At 62.2% G+C, this 15,963-nt stretch carries 12 protein-coding genes and 2 pseudogenes; 9 read left to right on the forward strand and 5 right to left on the reverse strand.

The features are described 5' to 3' along the window. Nucleotides 1-53: 53 nt before the first annotated feature. Entirely contained in the window at nt 54-1,676 is a 1,623-nt protein-coding gene (locus tag ELQ88_RS17065) for an acyl-CoA synthetase (RefSeq protein WP_138966505.1), read from the reverse strand. A gap of 366 nt (nt 1,677-2,042) precedes the next feature. Here ELQ88_RS17065 and ELQ88_RS17070 point away from each other — a divergent pair, with 366 nt between their 5' ends. From ELQ88_RS17070 to ELQ88_RS17100, 7 genes and pseudogenes are all read left to right on the forward strand, one after another. Further along, nucleotides 2,043-4,319, forward strand: coding sequence for a PAS domain S-box protein (locus tag ELQ88_RS17070; RefSeq protein ID WP_138966507.1), 2,277 nt, complete (start codon nt 2,043-2,045; stop codon nt 4,317-4,319). 4 nt (nt 4,320-4,323) lie between these two features. Further along, nucleotides 4,324-4,959: a response regulator transcription factor gene (locus tag ELQ88_RS17075; protein ID WP_138966508.1), complete on the forward strand. Its 636-nt coding sequence runs from the start codon at nt 4,324-4,326 to the stop codon at nt 4,957-4,959. Between the two features lie 77 nt (nt 4,960-5,036). Further along, the gene (locus ELQ88_RS17080) at nt 5,037-6,131 is read left to right on the forward strand and encodes an AI-2E family transporter (protein ID WP_138966510.1); all 1,095 of its coding nucleotides are present in this window, start codon (nt 5,037-5,039) and stop codon (nt 6,129-6,131) included. Nucleotides 6,132-6,201: 70 nt separating this feature from the next. Then, nucleotides 6,202-6,666 carry a MaoC family dehydratase gene (locus ELQ88_RS17085; protein ID WP_128871959.1) on the forward strand — a complete coding sequence of 155 codons (465 nt, stop codon included), beginning with the start codon at nt 6,202-6,204 and terminating at the stop codon, nt 6,664-6,666. A gap of 97 nt (nt 6,667-6,763) precedes the next feature. Then, the gene (locus ELQ88_RS17090; RefSeq protein WP_138966512.1) at nt 6,764-7,240 is read left to right on the forward strand and encodes an antitoxin Xre/MbcA/ParS toxin-binding domain-containing protein; all 477 of its coding nucleotides are present in this window, start codon (nt 6,764-6,766) and stop codon (nt 7,238-7,240) included. Continuing rightward, nucleotides 7,240-7,698, forward strand: a complete 459-nt coding sequence (locus ELQ88_RS17095) for an RES family NAD+ phosphorylase (RefSeq protein WP_138966514.1) — start codon at nt 7,240-7,242, stop codon at nt 7,696-7,698. Before ELQ88_RS17090 ends, ELQ88_RS17095 begins: the two co-directional genes overlap by 1 nt. A 114-nt stretch (nt 7,699-7,812) precedes the next feature. Further along, nucleotides 7,813-8,145 (forward strand): annotated as a pseudogene (locus ELQ88_RS17100) (class II aldolase/adducin family protein); the annotation flags it as partial. On the opposite strand, the pseudogene ELQ88_RS17105 reads toward ELQ88_RS17100, so the two are convergent. From ELQ88_RS17105 to ELQ88_RS17120, 4 genes and pseudogenes are all read right to left on the reverse strand, one after another. Continuing rightward, nucleotides 8,094-8,471, reverse strand: a pseudogene (locus ELQ88_RS17105) (DeoR/GlpR family DNA-binding transcription regulator); the annotation flags it as partial. The pseudogenes ELQ88_RS17100 and ELQ88_RS17105 overlap by 52 nt on opposite strands. 323 nt (nt 8,472-8,794) lie before the next feature. Next, a complete protein-coding gene (locus tag ELQ88_RS17110) occupies nt 8,795-10,375 on the reverse strand; it encodes an aldehyde dehydrogenase (NADP(+)) (RefSeq protein ID WP_138966516.1) in 1,581 nt (526 codons plus the stop codon). Between the two features lie 66 nt (nt 10,376-10,441). Beyond that, nucleotides 10,442-11,989, reverse strand: a complete 1,548-nt coding sequence (locus tag ELQ88_RS17115; protein WP_138966518.1) for an altronate dehydratase family protein — start codon at nt 11,987-11,989, stop codon at nt 10,442-10,444. 165 nt (nt 11,990-12,154) lie between these two features. Beyond that, a complete protein-coding gene (locus ELQ88_RS17120) occupies nt 12,155-13,114 on the reverse strand; it encodes a LysR family transcriptional regulator (protein ID WP_138966520.1) in 960 nt (319 codons plus the stop codon). A gap of 120 nt (nt 13,115-13,234) precedes the next feature. On the opposite strand from ELQ88_RS17120, the gene ELQ88_RS17125 reads away from it, so the two are divergent. Next, nucleotides 13,235-14,431, forward strand: a complete 1,197-nt coding sequence (locus ELQ88_RS17125; RefSeq protein ID WP_138966522.1) for a fumarylacetoacetate hydrolase family protein — start codon at nt 13,235-13,237, stop codon at nt 14,429-14,431. 70 nt (nt 14,432-14,501) lie between these two features. Continuing rightward, complete coding sequence (locus ELQ88_RS17130; RefSeq protein ID WP_138966524.1) at nt 14,502-15,866, forward strand: MFS transporter; 1,365 nt, start codon at nt 14,502-14,504, stop codon at nt 15,864-15,866. Nucleotides 15,867-15,963: the final 97 nt, after the last annotated feature.

Consider the following 15,963-nt stretch of genomic DNA (forward strand, 5'->3'; position numbering starts at 1 on the left):
CCGAAGCGGCAGGTAAAGGCACCTGCCGCCTGGTGGTTACAACGTCGGTTCGGTTAGAGCGCTTTAGCCCTGTCGCGCAGCACGTACTTCTGGATCTTGCCGGTGGACGTCTTCGGCAACAGGGTGAAGATCACCGTGCGCGGGACTTTGAAACCGGCCAGGTGTTCGCGGCAGAAACTGATGATGTCGGCCTCGCGCACGTCCTGGTGATCAGCCTTCAAGGTGATGAAGGCGCAAGGGGTTTCTCCCCATTTTTCATCGGGACGGGCCACGACGGCCGCTTCCATCACGCCCGGATGGCGATAGAGCACGCCCTCGAGTTCAATGGTGGAAATGTTCTCGCCGCCGGAGATGATGATGTCCTTGAGCCGGTCCTTGATCTCGACATAACCGTCGGGATGACAGACCGCCAGGTCGCCGGTGTGGAACCAGCCGCCTTCAAACGCTTCGGCGGTGGCGGTCGGGTTTTTCAGGTAGCCCTTCATCACGGTATTGCCGCGCATGAAAATCTCGCCGATGGTCTGACCGTCCCGCGGGGTCGGTTCCAGGGTCTTCGAGTCCGCGACCATCACGCCTTCGAGCGTCGGGTAGCGCACGCCCTGGCGGGATTTGACCTGCGCCCGTTCGTCCAGCGGCAGTTTGTCCCATTCGGCATGCCAGGCGCAGAGGGTCACCGGGCCATAGGTTTCGGTCAGGCCATACACATGGGTGACCTTGATGCCCATTTCTTCCACGGCACCGATCACCTTGGCCGGCGGTGCGGCGCCGGCGACCATGGCGTTGACCGGGTGATCGATGGCCGCCTTCGCCGACTCCGGCATGTTGACCAGGGCATTGAGCACGATTGGCGCGGCACAGAGGTGAGTGACCTGGTGCTCACGGATCAGCGTGAGGATTTTCTGCGGATCGACCCGGCGCAGGAACACATGCACACCGGCCAGCGCGGTGATGGTCCACGGGTAGCACCAGCCGTTGCAATGGAACATCGGCAGGGTCCAGAGGTACACCGGATGGTTGCCCATGGCCCAGGTCATCTGGTTGCCCAGGGCGTTGAGGTACGCACCGCGATGGTGATACACCACGCCCTTGGGGTTACCGGTGGTGCCGGAGGTGTAGTTCAGCGCGATGGCTTGCCATTCGCTCACCGGCCAGTGCCAGTCGAAGGCCGGGTCGCCCTCGGCCAGCAGCGCTTCATAGTCCAGGTCGCTGACGGCCTCGCCCTCACCGTACTCGGGATCATTGACGTCGATGACCAGCGGCGGGTGATCCAGCATGCCGATCGCCGCATGAATCACGCTATGAAACTCGCGGTCGGTGATCAGCACCTTGGCCTCGCCATGCTGCAGCATGAAAGCAATGGCTTCGGCGTCCAGGCGCACGTTGAGCGGGTTGAGCACCGCGCCGATCATCGGCACGCCGAAGTGCACTTCCAGCATCTCGGGAATGTTCGGCAGCATCACGGCCACCGTGTCGTTCTTGCCGATGCCGCGCCCGGCGAGCGCCGAGGCCAGGCGCCGACAGCGGGTGTAGGTCTGGGCCCAGGTGCGACGAATCGAGCCGTGGATCACGGCGGGGTAGTTGGGGTAAACGCTGGCGGTGCGCTCGATGAAGCTGAGCGGAGACAGGGCAATGTGGTTGACAGCCGCAGGGCCTAGCCCTTGTTCATAGATCGACATGTGCGGGTACTCGGTGGCTGATTGTTAGCTCTATGGTGGCCTTGCAGCGTCGCCGCTGAGGTCGCCTTTTATGTCCGGTGTGCTTTATATAACATTCAGCCATAGATATGGAAGTACAACCTATAGCTTATAGTACATATACTATAGCTTGGTGCAGAGGCTCTAAATGAATGCGGCCTGACACCCGAGGCCGGTATATCCTCAATGCCGCTGTAGGAGCGAGCTTGCTCGCGATGGTCGTTAACGATAACGCGTGTCTACTGACTGAACGCGTCGCTCGTGAGCCCATCGCGAGCAAGCTCGCTCCTACAGTGGACAGCTTTCGCTTAACTGAACGGCATGTTTTCCCAACGAAGCGGACCCGAGATGACCCTGACCCCCGTTCGATTGCACAGCTGGTTGCGCCTGCAGCGCGAAGGTGTGCCCCTGGCCGCCCGAGCCGATGCCTTGTGCCGTGCGCTGCAGGAATGCCCCGAGGTGCGCCGGGCGGTCTATCTGAGCTGGCAAGCCAAATCGCGGATCTACAGTCACGAAGGCGCCGCCCAGCATTTTCCACCGGGCCTGGGTGACCCTTCGCAAGCCAGCGATCAACGGCTGTTCGAGCGCCTGGTCGAGGCGGGACGGCTGGATCTGGCGCAAGTGCGGCAACTCGATTGCTGGCTGGCCGGCCGGCTGCGTCGGGCCGCCATCAGCCACGGCCAGGTATTTGACCTGGCCTTGCAGCCGGATCAGCCGGGGTTGCTGCTGGTGGAGGTGTGCGAGGGCGTGAGCCTGGACTGGCTGGGTTGGGTCCAGGATTTGCTGACGACCTTGCTCAGCAGCGTCAACGGCATGCTGCGCGGCTCGCCGCTGTTGGGCCACGACCCGCAACCGAGTCTGTTGCTCGATGCCCAGGGCCGGCCGCTGGAGTTCAATGCGGCGCTGCTGGCATTGCTCGCGGAAAAGCCGCTGACCGAGCTGCCCGGCTTTCTGCCGGTGAATCACCGGGTGCTGGTGCGCGCCTGTCTCGACCAGCAACGTGCCATCGAAGGGGTCGAGGCCCAGTTCGAAGCGCAGATCCTGATCTGGACCTTTATCCCCGACCCCCAGGACAACCGCGTACTCGCCCGTTGCCGCGACGCCACCGCACAAGTGCTGGCCGAGCGCGAAGCGACCCAGGCGCGTCGGCTGTACCGGCTGATCATCGAAAACACCACCGACCTGATTTCCCGACACACCCCGGACGGGCGCTTTCTCGATGCATCGCCCGCGTCCTGGACCTTGCTCGGCTACTGGCCGGAAGAGTTGCGCGGGCAAATGGCCCAGGGCCTGTTCCATGGCCAGGACCTGGCCAGCCTGGTGCAGCGCGCGCGCGATGCCCTGGAGCAGGACGGTTACCACACCATGACCTATCGCATTCGCCATCGGGACGGGCACTACCTGTGGTTCGAAACCGCCAGCCGGGCAATTCGGGAAACCTACACCGGTGCGGTGGTCGAAGTGGTCAGCGTCTCCCGGGACATCACCGCCCGGGTGCAGGCGGAGGAGACCAAGCGGCGCCTGGCCGAAGTGGTCGAGGTCAACACCGATCCGGTGCTGTTCATCGACCCCGAGGGGCACGTCACTTATCTCAACCCGGCGGCCCGGCGCATCCTCGGGGTCGACGAGCAACAGCCGATGCCGACCCTGGCGCAGCTGTTCGCCAGCAGCGACCTGGCCCGCCTGCAACGCGACGGCTGGAGCGGCGCCGAACGCAACGGGGTGTGGAGCACCGATGCCCGCTTGTTACCCCCGGGCGGCGGCACGTCGGTGCCGGTCTCGCTGGTGCTGCTGGCGCACCGTTCCGCCGGCGGCGAGCGCTATTACTCATTGGTGGCGCGGGACATGACCGAGCACGAACTGCGCGAAGTGCAACAGCGCCGCCATCAGGACGAACTGGCGCACACCGCGCGGCTGGTGACCCTGGGGGAACTGGCCTCGGGCATCGCCCACGAAATCAATCAGCCGTTGGCGGCGGTTGTCAATTATGCCAACGCCAGCCAGCGTTATCTGCAGACGCTGGACTCCAACCCCCAGGCCGCCGCCAGAGTCGCCCAAGGCCTGGAACGCATCACCCACCACGCGACCCATGCCTCGGAGGTCATCCGGCGTTTGCGGGCGTTCCTGCGCAAGGGCCAGCGGCGCATGCAGGCCCTGAATTTCACCGACGTCGCCCGCGAGGCCGTACGCTTGTGCGCCTGGGAAGCGAACAATTGCCAAGTGACAATCGAGGACCGGCTGCCGGATAATCTGCCGCCGGTTTACGCCGACCGGGTGCTGCTGGAGCAGGTCTTGCTCAATCTGCTGCGCAATGCGATCGACGCCAACCGCGAACAGCATCCGGGGCAGCCTTCGTTGATCGTGATGGCGGCTGAGCTGGGCAATGGCGCGACGGTGGAAATCAGCGTGCAGGACCAGGGCCCCGGCGTCAGCGAGCCGGAGCTCGAGCAGATATTCACCCCGTTCTACACCAGCAAGCCCGACGGCCTGGGCCTCGGGCTGTCCATGAGCCGCAGCATCATCGAAGGTTTCGGTGGCGAACTGCAGGCCCGCCGCCAGCCCGTCGGGTTGCTGATGTGTTGCCGCTTGCCGCTGGCCGGTCTGACAAAACAACAACAGGAATAATGCAATGGCAGGTGCGACGGAGCACGTGGTGTATGTGGTCGACGACGATCAAGGCATGCTCGATTCAACGGTCTGGCTCCTGGAATCGGTGGGGCTCAAGGCCTTGCCGTTTACCAGTGGCGCGGAGTTTCTCAGTGCCTGTGATGCGAGTCTCGATGCCTGCGTGCTGCTCGATGTGCGCATGCCCGGCATGGGCGGCTTGAACGTGCAGGAAGAAATGCGCGCCCGGGAGCTGAGCCTGCCGATCATTTTCGTCAGCGGTCACGCCGATGTGCCGATCGTGGTTCGAGCGTTCAAGGCCGGCGCCCATGACTTCATCGAGAAACCCTACAACGAGCAATTGCTGCTGGACAGCGTGCAACAGGCCCTGAGCAACTGCGCGGCCAACCGCTCGGGCAATCAGGGCCACGACGCGTTGCAGGCGCGCCTGCTCACCCTGACGCCACGGGAGCGCGACGTCTTGCTGCCGCTGGTGCAGGGCTACACCACCAAGGAAATTGCCGAGCAACTGGGGGTGAGCGCCAAAACCGTCGATCTGTATCGCTCGCGGGTGATGAAGCGCATGCAGGCCAGCACCTTGCCGGACCTGGTGGGCATGGCGATCGCCGCGCAACTGGTCGATCCGTTGAAGCTGCGTTGAGACCTCGCGTTCTCCATTGAGGGTCTATGCTGGGCTAACCGATCCCCTACCTTGCAGTGATCTGCAAAGAGGCAGCCATGGAGCCCACGTCCTTCCCCGAGAAAGCGCTCACCCGCACACTGATGGATGTCTTGATTCGTGCCGGGCTGATCGTCGTACTGGTGCTGTTCTGCTTCCAGATATTCGCCCCGTTCCGCGACTTGATGCTGTGGTCGCTGATTCTGGCGATCACCCTTTACCCCCTGCAAATACGGCTCAAGGGGTCGCTGGGGCGCAAGGATGGCATGGTTGCGACGCTGATCGTGCTGGTGGCGATCGTTATCCTGATGGTGCCGATCTACCTGTTGGGCATCTCGATTGCCGATTCGGTCGAGCGCACGCTGGAAATCGTCAAGGGCGGCGAGTTTCATATTCCGCCGCCCGCTGAGTCAGTCGCCCAGTGGCCGTTGATCGGCAAGCCGCTCTCGACACTCTGGTTGCAGGCTTCAACCGATCTGCCCGAAGTGACCGCGAAATACCTGCCGCAGATCAAACATGCCAGCCTGAGCCTGTTGAGCAAGCTTGCCGGTGTCGGCATGGGTTTGCTGATGTTCATTGTTGCCTTGATCATCGCCGGGATCTTCATGGCTTATGGTGAAGAGGGCAACCGCAGCGCGATCCAGATCGCATCGCGCCTGAGCGGCCCGGAAAAAGGCCGGAAAATTGCCGCGCTGTGCACCGCCACGATCCGTGCGGTGGCGCTGGGGGTGGTCGGCATCGCCTTCATCCAGATGCTGCTGGTGGGCCTGGGTTTCGTGTTCAAAGGCGTTCCCGGCGCAGGTCTGCTGGCGCTGGCCGTGCTGTTGCTGGGCATCATGCAACTGCCGGCGACCCTGGTCACGCTTCCCGTGATCGCCTACGTGTTCGCCACCGAAGGGGCCAGCACGGCGACGATCGTCTTCGCCATCTATGTCTTCGTCGCCGGCCTGGTAGACAACGTGCTCAAGCCATTGCTGCTGGGCCGCGGTGTCGATGTACCGATGCCGGTGATATTGATCGGCGCGCTGGGCGGCATGGTCACCAGCGGCGTCATCGGGCTGTTCATCGGTCCGGTGGTGCTGGCGGTCGGGTATCAATTATTCTGGCAGTGGGTGCAGGATCGGCCGCAGGACGGAGGAGGGCAGTCGTTGTGAGTGCGCTCATCGCCACCTGATCGACCTCGGTGATATCGGCTACTCGTGGTGCAACACGGAGGAATCAATCATGACCGTGCATGCCTGGGAAAAGCTCTACCTCGATGACCTGAGACTGGGTCAGGAATTTGAAAGCGACCCTGTCCGTGTCGAGCGCGAGCCGATGCTGGCGTTTGCCCGGGCGTTCGACCCGCAACCCTTCCATCTCGATCCTGAAGCGGCCAGCCTGAGCCTGTTCCGCGGCCTGGCGGCCAGTGGCTGGAACACCGCGGCCCTGACCATGAAAATGCTGGTGGCCAGCGTGCCGCTGGCGGACGGGATCATTGGCCTGGGGATCGAACTGAGCTGGCCGACACCGACCTATCCGGACGACGTATTGCGTCTGAAATGCACCGTGCAGGCCATCGAACCCTCCGCGTCCAAACCGGATCGGGGCGTGGTGACGATGTTGATGGAAACCCTGAATCAGAACGACAAGGTGGTGCAGCGCGCGACGGGCAAGCTGTTGGTGTTCAATACTCCGGCGCCTGATTGAACAGTGATCAATCGTTGCCCAGCGGCAGTATCGCTGAGCATCAAGGCAGCCTATACTTCATTTGACTGAAAAAAATGTTCATTTGAAGGTGGTGATCATGAATACCTCGACCGCCGCTCGGCGTCCGGCCGCAAAGAAGGCTGAACCTGGTGAAATCGGGATCGCTGCGTTCTGGCGTTTCAGTTTCAATCGAGAACTGCTCAAGGACTCGGAACGCTTGCAGCAGATCAAGGCGGGTTTTCCAGCGTCTCTGGTCCAGGCATTGCGCCAGACCTTCGACCTGCAGGAGCGCAATGTCGAAACCTTGCTCAACGCCTCGATCTCTACGCTCGAAAGGCGTCGGCGTGAGCGAAAGAACCTGGATTCTGTCGCTTCCGAACGCCTGGATCGCATAGCCACGGTCTTTAATCTGGCCGAAGAGGTGTTCGAGGACAAAGTGAACGCTGCGCACTGGATGTCGACGCCGAACAAAGCGCTCGATGGAATCGCCCCGATCATGCTCTGCGAAACCGAGATCGGCGCCAGGCAGGTTCGGCGAGTGCTGCATGCCCTGGAGTGGGGCGGCGCCGCCTGATGCGGGCCTGGCGCATCGCGAAGGCGAAACGTGCGACCGATCTTTCGGGTATGGGCGCCGCTATCGAGGGTGGGCGCTGGAATGATCAGGATGTGCCTGCCGTCTACATGGGGCTGACACCAGCAATCTGCTGCCTGGAGACATTCGTCCATGCGGGTGGCGAGCCGACATTCCCGATGAAGATCACCTGCTTCGAACTGCCCGACGATCCCGCGTTGTTTTTGCAGCCTGATCCGAAGACGTTGCCGGACGGTTGGGCGAGCCTTCCCGCTGACCGCCCAAGCATGGATTTCGGTACCGCCTGGCTGCGGGCGAACACGCACTTGGGCCTGTTGGTTCCTTCTGCGGTTTTAGCGCTGGAGCGCAATGTGGTGATCAACCCCAATCACCCGGCGGTGAACGAGATCAAAGTGGTCGACGTGTTCGACTTCATGTACGACCCCCGCATGTTTGCGTAGGCGGCGGGTCAGCCGACATCAATGTTGCCTGACCCACCGCCATCGCGAGCAAGCTCCCACAGGGTTCGGCGGTGGCTGCACCATCGCGTGAACACCGCAAACCCCTGTAGGAGCTGGCTTGCCAGCGAAGAGGCCATATCAGCCCTGACGCCGTATCAGGTGATGAAAGTCGGGCGTATCCCGTTGATTGGCTATCAACGCCCCGGCTCACCACAGGTCGCCCAGTGGGCCAATAAGGTTCGTGGCGTGATGCTCGAACGGCTGGGGCCGGTGGTCTGGGAACGTTCGGTGTCCAAGGCCAGTTATGCGCTGGAAGAGCTTGAGGAAACCGCGGGACTCTGGCTGATGAGCCAGCCCAGACCGGAACCTCTCGACCAGGCGGCCCTGGATGAGTTGATGCCGAAGTCGTTGGTCACCACGGTCATGCCGGACAGTGCCTTGATGTAGGGGACGATTTCCAGGGTGCTGGTCCCCGCATCCAGGTAGATCGTCATATCGGCATGCAGCAGCCCGGCGGCGAGTTTGGCCATGGCTTGTTTCTGCGGCAACTCGACCACGGCCTTGAGCTGATGACGGGGTTCACTGTGGAGCTGGCTGGCGATTCGTACCCCACCCGTTACCGAGTAAGCCCGGCCTTCCTGCTCCAGCAACGCGATATCGCGGCGTATGGTCATGTGCGAACAGTCGAGCATGTCCATCAATTGATGAACGCTCAACACCTGATGCTTGCGCAGCTGTCGCAGCAGTGATTCACGGCGCTGTTCAGGAATCATCGGTGAGCCGCTGTCGGCGGCGATGTCCTACTGGCTAGGCATTCGGGCTCCAGGGCAAGGAAAGCCGACGGTAGGGATAGCGGTCAAACAGGGTGGCGAATCCGTAGCAGGATCAGTAGCGACAATAATGGGGGGCGTGGTGTTTCTCCACCAACGGGGATCGGCCGCGCAGGTCCGGTAGCGAAGAGCTGAGTGGGCAATGCAAGGCAGCGATTCCTGTGTAGGAGCTGGCTTGCCAGCGAAGGCGATCTTTCAGTCGACATCTTCATTGACTGATCCACCGCTTTCGCTGGCAAGCCAGCTCCTACAGGGGGGCTCGGCCGTTAGAGGGTGTCGCGGGTGGGTTGGCCGTCCACCAGGCGCTGGATGCCCAGCGGATTGGCATTCTTCAGGGCTTCGGGCAGCAAGCTGTCCGGGTAGTTCTGGAAACACACCGGCCGCAGGAAGCGATCGATCGCCAGGGTACCCACCGACGTCCCGCGCGCATCGGACGTCGCCGGATACGGCCCGCCATGGACCATCGAATCGCAGACTTCCACACCGGTCGGATAACCGTTGAGCAGGATCCGTCCGACCTTCTGTTCCAGCACCGCCGTCAGCTCGCCGAACTGTTCGAAATCTGCCGGCTCGCCAATGATGGTCGCCGTCAGTTGCCCATGCAGCTTGTGCAACGCGGCACTGAGTTGGGCCTGATCGGCGACTTCGACGAACACCGTGGTCGGCCCGAACACTTCCTCTTGCAGCACTTCATCGCCCTCGAGCAACAGGCTGACCTGCGCCTTGAACAGCTGCGGCTGCGCCTGATTCCCCGCCTGCGGGCGGCCGGCCAGGTGTTCGATGCCGGGATGCGCGAGGAGTTTTTGCAGGCCCTTGCCATAGCTGCTCAAGGTGCCGGCGTTGAGCATGGTCTGCGCCGGCTGATCGGCCATCAACCCGGCCACCTGCTGCACGAAGGCGCTGAACTGCGGCGAGCGAATCCCGAGCACCAGGCCCGGATTGGTGCAGAACTGGCCGCAACCCTGTACCACCGAAGCGCTCAGCTCGCGGGCCACGCTTTCAGCGCGCGCGGCCAGGGCCTGGGGCAGCACGATCACCGGGTTGATGCTCGACATTTCGGCGAACACCGGGATCGGCTGGGGACGAGCCGCGGCCATGTCGCACAATGCCCGGCCACCCTTGAGCGAGCCGGTGAAACCGACCGCCTGGATCGCCGGATGCTTGACCAGCGCTTCGCCGACCCCGGCGCCGTAGATCATGTTGAACACGCCCGCCGGCATCGCGGTTTTTTCCGCAGCGCGCAGGATCGCATCGGCGACCCGTTCGGCCGTGGCCATGTGCCCGCTGTGGGCCTTGAACACCACCGGGCAACCGGCGGCCAATGCCGAAGCGGTGTCACCGCCGGCCGTGGAAAAGGCCAGGGGAAAGTTGCTCGCGCCAAACACCGCCACCGGTCCGAGGCCGATGCGGTACTGGCGCAGGTCGGGACGCGGTGCCGGCTGGCGTTCCGGCAAGGCCTGATCGATCCGCGCACCGTAGAAATCACCGCGCCGCAGCACCTTGGCGAACAGCCGCATCTGGCCGCTGGTGCGACCGCGCTCGCCCTGGATCCGTGCAGCCGGCAACGCGGTTTCGCGACAGACCAGGGCGACAAACTCATCGCCCAGGGCATCGAGTTCATCGGCCACCGCGTCGAGAAACTGTGCCCGGCGCTCGGCGCTCAGGCTGCGATAGGCCGGGTAAGCAGCGGCGGCAGCCCTGGCGGCGGCGTCGACTTCTGCCAGGGTGGCTTGGTGGAAATCGTGGGGCAAGGCTTCGCCGGTGCTGGCGTCGACGCTTTTGACGATGACAGTGCCGGCAGCGCTGCGCTGCCCGCCGATGTAGTTGCGGCCGATAATCGTGGACATTTCTGGCTCCAGTAAAGGATGTCCCCTTGCGGGGATGTCAGGACAACAGGGGAGGAGAGCGGGGATTCAGGTGACTGCGCCAATCTGCCAGGGCACAAATTCGTTCTGCCCGTAACCGTGCTGCTCGCTCATGCTGCGTTCGCCCGAAGCAATGCGCAGCATGAGTTTGAAGATGGCTTCACCGCATTCTTCGATGGTCAGGGTGTCTTCGGCGATTTCGCCGCAGTTGATGTCCATGTCTTCGCGTTGGCGGTTCCACAAGGCGCTGTTGGTCGCCAGTTTGATCGACGGCGAGGGCGCGCAACCATAGGCAGAGCCACGTCCGGTGGTGAAGGCGATCAGGTTGGCGCCACCGGCGACCTGGCCGGTAGCCGACACCGGGTCGTAGCCTGGGGTGTCCATGAACACCAGGCCTTTGGCGCTGACCACCTGGGCGTACTCATAGACATCCACCAGGTTGCTGGAGCCTGCCTTGGCGACAGCCCCCAGGGATTTTTCGAGGATGGTGGTCAAGCCGCCGACCTTGTTTCCGGCCGAAGGGTTGTTGTTCAGCTCTGCGCCCATGCGTGCGCAATACGCTTCCCACCAATGGATCCGGGCAATCAGTTTTTCGCCCACCGCGCGGTTGACGGCCCGGCGGGTCAGCAGGTGTTCGGCGCCATAGATTTCCGGGGTTTCCGACAGGATGGCCGTACCCCCGCAGGCCACCAGGCGATCCACGGCATTACCCAGCGCAGGGTTGGCGGTAATTCCGGAATAACCATCCGAGCCGCCACATTGCAAGCCAATCACCAGGTGCCGGGCACTCACGGGTTCGCGCTTGACCTGGTTGGCCCCCTCAAGCAACGTCTTGACCTGGGCGATGCCGCTGGCGACCGCTTTGGCGGTACCGCCGCTGTCCTGGATGCTGAAGGTGCGCAGGGTATCGCTGCGGCTCAGGCCCTGAGTGCTGAGCAACCCTTCGATCTGATTGGTTTCGCAGCCCAGACCGATCACCAGCACGGCGGCAAAATTGGCGTGGGTGGCGTAGCCGGCCAATGTCCGGCGCAACAGGGCCAGGCCTTCGCCAGCGGGGTCCACGGCGCAGCCGGCGGAATGGGTCAGGGCCACTACACCATCGACGTTGGGGTACGCCAGTAGCGCGGCAGGGTTGATGTCGCGCCGGAAGTGGTCGGCGATGGCACGGGCGACGGTGGCCGAGCAATTGACCGAGGTCAGGATACCGATGTAGTTGCGAGTCGCCACTCGACCATCCTGGCGCACGATCCCCATGAACACGGGCTCGTCGTTCAAGGGCTGGTCGGGCTTGACATCGACGCTGAAGGCATAGTCGCGGGCGAAATCGCCCATGGTCAGGTTGTGCACATGCACGTGATCGCCGGCTTCGACAACCCCGGTGGAAAAACCGATGATCTGTCCGTAGCGACGCAAGGGCTGGCCGGCTTCGACTCGGCGTGCGGCGATCTTGTGGCCGGCGGGTACCGGCTGGCGTACGGTCACGCCTTCCTGCTCGAGTACTTCACCCGCCACCAACGGCCGACGGGCGATCAACACATCGTCCAGAGGATTGAGGCGCAGCACGGCGGCTGCCCCGGTTTTCATGATCAAATGCATCGCAAACTCACTGGCTATGAAGCGGTGGGGGTCGCTGGCAAACGGGCTGCGCCTTACCTTTGTTGCCGCACTATAAGAGCCCCGGGACAGCGTTGCCTAATGAGACCTTTGGATTGATCGATAACCTTTTCTCATTGGTTCAAGGATTTTTGAGTGAAATATCGCTCATCGGTCGCCGGCTTCCCGTCGCAGCCGGGCGAATTCCAGCAAGGTGTCGGCGAATTCCCGGGCCGCTTCGGACAGCGGCTCGTCCTTGCGCGTGATGACGCCGTAGTCCTGGGGTTCGACCTTGAACGGCGTGTTGAGCACCTTGAGCAAACCGCTCTGGACCTGGGGCTGGACCATGGACTCGGGCAACATCGCGAGCATCGGTCCCGATTGCAGGAGTTGCAGGAAGGTCGGCATCGAGATGGTTTCGACGGTGTTGGTCGGAATGCGTACATTGAACTCGGTGAAGGCACTTTCCATCCGTCGACGGATAGGGGCGTTGAAGGGGTACATGACCCAGGGCCAATCGCCGAGCTGGTCGGTCGCCACTTCGTCGAACTGTGCGAGCGGATGGCGGCTGTTGACCACCAGGCAAAAGGGCTCGGGCCCCAGCGCGCGATATTCGAACGGCTGCTGGTAACGTTCATCGGTGAAGCGGGCAATGATCAGGTCGAGCTTTTTATGCTGGAGCATCTCCAGCAGTTGGTTGCTGGTTTGCTCGATCACTTCGATGGACAGCATCGGGCGATCCAGCTTGATCCGGGTGATGGCCTCGGGCAGCACGACCGAGGTCGCGGCGAATATCGCGCCGACTTTCAAATGGCCATGTCCGCCTTTGCGCAGCTTATTAAGCTGATCGACGAAGGATTGCGTGTCGTCCAGGGTCATCCGCGCATAGCGCACCACAAACTCGCCGAGCTCGGTCAGGACCATGCTGCGGGTTTGCCGTTCGAACAAGGCAAAGCCGAGCAACAGTTCGATGTCGCGCAACATCTTGCTGATGGCGGGCTGGGTCAGGTTCATCAGCTCGGCAGTCGTATGCATGTTGCGCGTCCGGGCCAACGTATCGACCAGCACCAGGTGCTTGATCTTGAGCCATTTGCTGACGCTGGCGTATGAAATCTCGTCGTTTTCCATGGAACGCTCAATTCGGTTGATAACGAAACGATATCAAATGCTGAGAATATGTCATTGGGATTTATCAACCCAGTCCACTAGTTTTGCCCGGTCGTCATCGAATTTGACCTGGACCTGCATATGCCAAAGCTGAAATTGACCTGTAACAACACCCTCCCGATCGACGGGCTGGAAGGCACCCTGATCGGTCGTGCCTGGGTGCCGGGAGAGACTGCTGGCCCGTCGCCAGTGGTGCTGCGCGCCGATGGCGTGTTTGATCTGTCGCAGCACTTCCCGACCTTGAGCGATTTGCTCGAGAGCCCGTCGCCACTCGAGGCTGTGCGCAGTGCTCGCGGCCGATTCATCGGCAGTGTTGAAGAACTGTTGGCCAATACCGGAGTGGACTGCGATCCCGCCAGCGCTTTTCTGCTGCCGCCGGCTGACCTGCAGGTGATCAAGGCCGCCGGGGTGACGTTTGCCTCCAGTATGATCGAGCGGGTGATTGAAGAGCAGGCCGGTGGTGATGCGGTCAAGGCCGAGAGCGTGCGCAGCGTGGTCAAGGCGGCTATCGGTGATAACCTGCGCTCGATCAAACCGGGTTCGAGTGAAGCGGCGCGATTAAAGACCGTGTTGATCGGGCAGGGGTTGTGGTCGCAATACCTGGAAGTGGGCATCGGCCCTGATGCCGAAATTTTCACCAAGGCACCGGTCCTGGCTTCCGTCGGCAGCGGCAATGAGGTCGGTATTCACCCCGAGTCCAAATGGAACAACCCGGAGCCGGAAATCGTCCTGGCGGTCAACAGCCATGGCCGGATCCTCGGCGCGACGCTGGGCAACGACGTCAATCTGCGCGACTTCGAAGGCCGTAGCGCCTTGTTGCTGAGCAAGGCCAAGGACAACAATGCGTCTTGCGCGATCGGCCCGTTCATTCGCCTGTTCGACGAAGGCTTTACGCTGGATGACGTGCGCCGCTGCGTGGTCGACCTGGTGGTCGAAGGCGATGACGGTTTCGTCCTGCGCGGCAGCAGTTCGATGGCGCAGATCAGTCGCGACCCGCTGGAACTGGTGGCCCAGACCGTGGGCAGCAATCACCAGTACCCGGATGGCTTCATGCTGTTCCTCGGCACCCTGTTTGCGCCGACCCAGGATCGTGAGGAGCAGGGCAGTGGCTTCACGCACAAGCAGGGCGACAGCGTCAGCATCGGCAGTCCGTTGCTGGGTACCCTGCACAATCGCGTCACCTGCAGCGATCAGGCCACGCCATGGACATACGGCCTGCGTGCATTGATGGGCAACCTGGCGGCTCGCGGACTGGTGACAGGCAAATCACACCACTGATTGGCCTGCCAGAAGTTGCTGGCAGATAAAAACAGCGGTCGCTGGACAATAATAACAAGGCACAAAAATCATGAGCAAAAACACAACAAGAGCCGATCACGCGGCTGCCATCGAGAGCGCCATCGCCAAGTGCCGATGGAAGCTGTTGCCGTTCCTGGCGTTGATGTTTGCCCTGGCAATGATCGATCGCTCCAATGTCGGTTTCGCCAAGGCCGCGCTGCAAACCGATATCGGGTTGAGCAATGCCGCCTTCGCCCTGGGCGCGGGTATTTTCTTTATTGGTTATGCGATCTTCGAAGTTCCCAGCAACCTGATGTTGCACCGGGTCGGTGCACGGCTCTGGCTGAGCCGGATCATGATCACCTGGGGGCTGGTGTCCGCCGCCATGATGTTCACCCGGGATGAAACAACGTTTTACGTGCTGCGCTTTCTGCTCGGCGTGGCCGAAGCGGGCTTTTCCCCGGGTGTGATCCTGTACCTGACCTACTGGTTTCCCGCCCAGCGTCGCGGCCAGGCCATCGGCATCTACTATTTCGGCTTGCCGATGGCCCTGATGCTGGGCAGTCCGCTGTCGGGCTGGTTGCTGGAAATGCATGACATGTTCAACCTGACCAACTGGCAGTGGATGTTCCTCGTGGAAGGCCTGGCGGCTGTCGTCGTGGGGATCATTGCGCTGTTCTACCTCAAGAGCAAACCACAGGACGCCCCTTGGCTGACCCGCGAGGAGAAGGCGGCCCTGAGCCAGGAGCTGGAAGCTGAAGACAAGCTCAAACTGGCCCATGGCCCGAGCAACCTGCTGGGCCTGGTGCGCAACAAGCGAGTGCTGAAGTTCATCCTGATCTACTTCAGCGTCCAGGTCAGCGTGTATGGGGTCATCTTTTACCTGCCGACGCGGATCGCCGAGCTGCTGGGCACCACCGTCGGGTTCAAGGTGGGCATGTTCATTTCGCTGCCGTGGCTGTGCGCCGCCGTCGCCATGTACTTCGTGACGCGGTATGCCGACCGGCATGGGGCGCACCTGAAAATGGCGATGTGCATGCTGGGCATGGCAGCCTTGGGTATTGCCGCCTCGGCATTGCTCAACAGTTTTGCCCCGGTACTGCTGGCATTCTGCTTCGCAGCGGCCGGTTTCGTGACGGTTCAGCCGCTGTTCTGGACCCTGCCTACCGGCTATCTGGGAGGGGTCGCCGCAGCAGGCGGTATTGCGCTGATCGGTTCCATGGGCAATATCGGCGGCTTCGTCGCGCCCATGCTCAAGGCCAATATGGAGGTCTGGTTCACCGATCCCCGTGCAGGCATGTTGTCACTGTCGGCGGCGGGGCTGGTGGGGGTGTATCTGCTATGGACGTTGCGGACGCCGAAGGGGCCATCGCGGGTTGAGCAAAGCCCTTTGGACGGGGTGGCGAGTCGGGGCCGGGCAGCTTCGAACGGGTGAAAGGAACAGTTCGCCCATAGATAGATAAAAAATCGCCGAAGCCCTCAGGGCTTCGGCTTTTTTTGTTCATTCAAAATAAAACGTCCTGAAATACGGA

This window comes from Pseudomonas sp. MPC6 (assembly GCF_006094435.1).
In the GTDB taxonomy this organism is placed as follows: domain Bacteria; phylum Pseudomonadota; class Gammaproteobacteria; order Pseudomonadales; family Pseudomonadaceae; genus Aquipseudomonas.

What these genes read in the sequence shown, in the direction of transcription:
- ELQ88_RS17065 (WP_138966505.1), bottom strand. Translation starts at nt 1,676, where the DNA reads ATGTCGATCTATGAACAAGGGCTAGGCCCTGCGGCTGTCAACCACATT.
- ELQ88_RS17070 (WP_138966507.1), top strand. Translation starts at nt 2,043, where the DNA reads ATGACCCTGACCCCCGTTCGATTGCACAGCTGGTTGCGCCTGCAGCGC.
- ELQ88_RS17075 (WP_138966508.1), top strand. Translation starts at nt 4,324, where the DNA reads ATGGCAGGTGCGACGGAGCACGTGGTGTATGTGGTCGACGACGATCAA.
- ELQ88_RS17080 (WP_138966510.1), top strand. Translation starts at nt 5,037, where the DNA reads ATGGAGCCCACGTCCTTCCCCGAGAAAGCGCTCACCCGCACACTGATG.
- ELQ88_RS17085 (WP_128871959.1), top strand. Translation starts at nt 6,202, where the DNA reads ATGACCGTGCATGCCTGGGAAAAGCTCTACCTCGATGACCTGAGACTG.
- ELQ88_RS17090 (WP_138966512.1), top strand. Translation starts at nt 6,764, where the DNA reads ATGAATACCTCGACCGCCGCTCGGCGTCCGGCCGCAAAGAAGGCTGAA.
- ELQ88_RS17095 (WP_138966514.1), top strand. Translation starts at nt 7,240, where the DNA reads ATGCGGGCCTGGCGCATCGCGAAGGCGAAACGTGCGACCGATCTTTCG.
- ELQ88_RS17110 (WP_138966516.1), bottom strand. Translation starts at nt 10,375, where the DNA reads ATGTCCACGATTATCGGCCGCAACTACATCGGCGGGCAGCGCAGCGCT.
- ELQ88_RS17115 (WP_138966518.1), bottom strand. Translation starts at nt 11,989, where the DNA reads ATGCATTTGATCATGAAAACCGGGGCAGCCGCCGTGCTGCGCCTCAAT.
- ELQ88_RS17120 (WP_138966520.1), bottom strand. Translation starts at nt 13,114, where the DNA reads ATGGAAAACGACGAGATTTCATACGCCAGCGTCAGCAAATGGCTCAAG.
- ELQ88_RS17125 (WP_138966522.1), top strand. Translation starts at nt 13,235, where the DNA reads ATGCCAAAGCTGAAATTGACCTGTAACAACACCCTCCCGATCGACGGG.
- ELQ88_RS17130 (WP_138966524.1), top strand. Translation starts at nt 14,502, where the DNA reads ATGAGCAAAAACACAACAAGAGCCGATCACGCGGCTGCCATCGAGAGC.